Genomic DNA, 2,007 nt, shown 5'->3' on the forward strand with positions numbered 1-2,007 from the left:
CGCCGCGATCAGCGGCGGGCCGGTGACCCGGTGCATCAGGAGATCTCGGAGATGGCGGTCAGGAGCTGCTCGCGGAAGGCGTCGGGCACGGGGATGTAGCCTTCGTCCTCGAGCTGTGCCTGGACGTCCTCGGCCACCGCGATGTTGAGGAACGACCGGACGGCCGCGGCGGTCTCCGGATCCGCGTACGAGGAGCAGACGATCTCGTAGGTGGGGAGGATGATGGGGTAGGCGCCCGCGGCCTCGGGGACGTAGAACGACGAGGTGTCGATGACGAGGTCGTTGGTGCCCTCGTTCTGGAGCCGCGCCGAGTCGATGGTCACACCCGAGGTCTCGGCGTTGAGCTCGACGCCCTCCGGGTCCGCCGGGGTGATGACCTTGACCATCGAGAGGTCCTGGTTCTTCGCGTACGACCACTCGGTGTACGTGATGGTCCCCGGGGTCTGCCCGATGGCACCCGAGACGCCCTCGTTGCCGCGGGCGCCCTCGCCGACACCACCGGTGAAGGTCTTGCCGGCGCCCTGCGTCCACGCACCCTCCGACGCCGCCTCCAGGTACTTCTGGAAGTTGTCGGTCGTGCCGGACTCGTCCGACCGGAAGATCACGGTGATGGGCTCGTCCGGGAGGTCCGTGCCCTCGTTCTCCTCGGCGATCGCCGGGTCGTTCCACGTGGTGATCTCACCGTTGAAGATCTTGGCGAGGGTGGGGCCGGAGAGCTTCAACTCGACGCCGTCGAGGTTGTAGGCCACGGCGATCGGGCCGAAGACGGCGGGGATGTTCCACGCCTCGGAGTCGCACCGCTCCTCGGCCGCCGCGTAGTCGGCATCCTTGAGCGGGGAATCGGATCCACCGAAGTCCGTGATCCCGCCGGTGAACTCGCTCACGCCGGCGCCGGAGCCGTTGGAGTTGTAGTTCAGCGTCTGACCCTCGCAGCTCATGGCGTAGGAGTTGGCGAAGATCGTCATGGCGTTGTTCTGGGCGGAGGACCCCGACGCGGTCAGGGTCTCCTTGCCCGCGCATTCCGCGTCGGAGACACTCTGCGCCGCGGTGTCACCGCTTCCGGTGTTGTCATCCGAGCAGGCGGCGAGCCCGACCGCCGTGAGGGCGGTGAGGCCGAGAAGAGCACCGGTGCGCTTGAGGTTCACTGAATCTCCTTGGTTCGTCCGGCGGATAGCCCCCCGAACACGTCTTTGGCGACTGCAACACAAAGCCGGGCCGATACCGAGACCCGACGAGCACAGAACCTAAGGGTCCGATATGAACGGTCTCGCCGGTCGAGATGAACGAGAGATGAACTCAGTGGATGCGTCACGGTTATGACCTCCCGGGGGATTCGTACGGCGCCCCCACCTGGGGTGATCGCCGACCTCCGAGGTCCCGGACGGGGGTCTCACGCCGAGGCGTAGGTCACATCGCGGTGCTCGACGGTGAAACCGAGCTTCTCGTAGGTCCGGATCGCCGCCGCGTTGTCACCCTCCACGTAGAGGACGACCGACTCCGCACCCACCGGACCCTCCAGGTGAGCTACCCCCAGCGAGGTGAGCAGCCCTCCGAGCCCGCGCCCCTGGTCGGACGGGTCGACCGCCACGACGTAGACCTCGCCCTCCACGGGGGAACCGGGCTCGCTCACCGTCTTGGTCCAGTGGAAGCCCGCGAGCCGGGGCACCGGACCCGTGGTGTCGACGGCCAGGAAGATCGCCCCGGGGTCCACCCACTCCACAGCCAGTCGCTCATCGAGCAGGGCGCGGGTCCATCCGCCCTGCTCCGGGTGCCACGAGAACGCGGCGTTGTTGACGCGGAGGAACTCCTCGCGGGCGTCCAGTCCGGGCCATCGGGTGCCGCCCTCCGAGGCCGCCTCGGCGAGTGTGCCAGTCTCGATCCCCGCAGCGGGCCGCGTGGCGGGTGACGCGGAGCCCGCGGGGGCGCGCCGGCGCATCTTGAGCAGCTCACGGGTACGGACCAGCCCTGCCGAGCCGGCGAGTGCACGCGCGGCCGGCAGGTCACCGT

Annotated in this window: 2 protein-coding genes; both read right to left on the reverse strand. The window is 68.7% G+C overall.

The window, feature by feature from the left end; all coding sequences use genetic code 11:
* Window positions 1-35 precede the first annotated feature (35 nt).
* On the reverse strand, window positions 36-1,145 hold the full coding sequence (pstS, locus tag G6031_RS12355) for a phosphate ABC transporter substrate-binding protein PstS (RefSeq protein ID WP_179524623.1): 1,110 nt from the start codon (window positions 1,143-1,145) through the stop codon (window positions 36-38).
* Window positions 1,146-1,390: 245 nt separating this feature from the next.
* A partial coding sequence (gene mshD, locus G6031_RS12360; protein WP_182653418.1) for a mycothiol synthase occupies window positions 1,391-2,007 on the reverse strand: 617 nt, incomplete at its 5' end.

The sequence above is a fragment of the Dietzia sp. CQ4 genome, assembly GCF_014145125.1.
Classification (GTDB): domain Bacteria; phylum Actinomycetota; class Actinomycetes; order Mycobacteriales; family Mycobacteriaceae; genus Dietzia; species Dietzia natronolimnaea.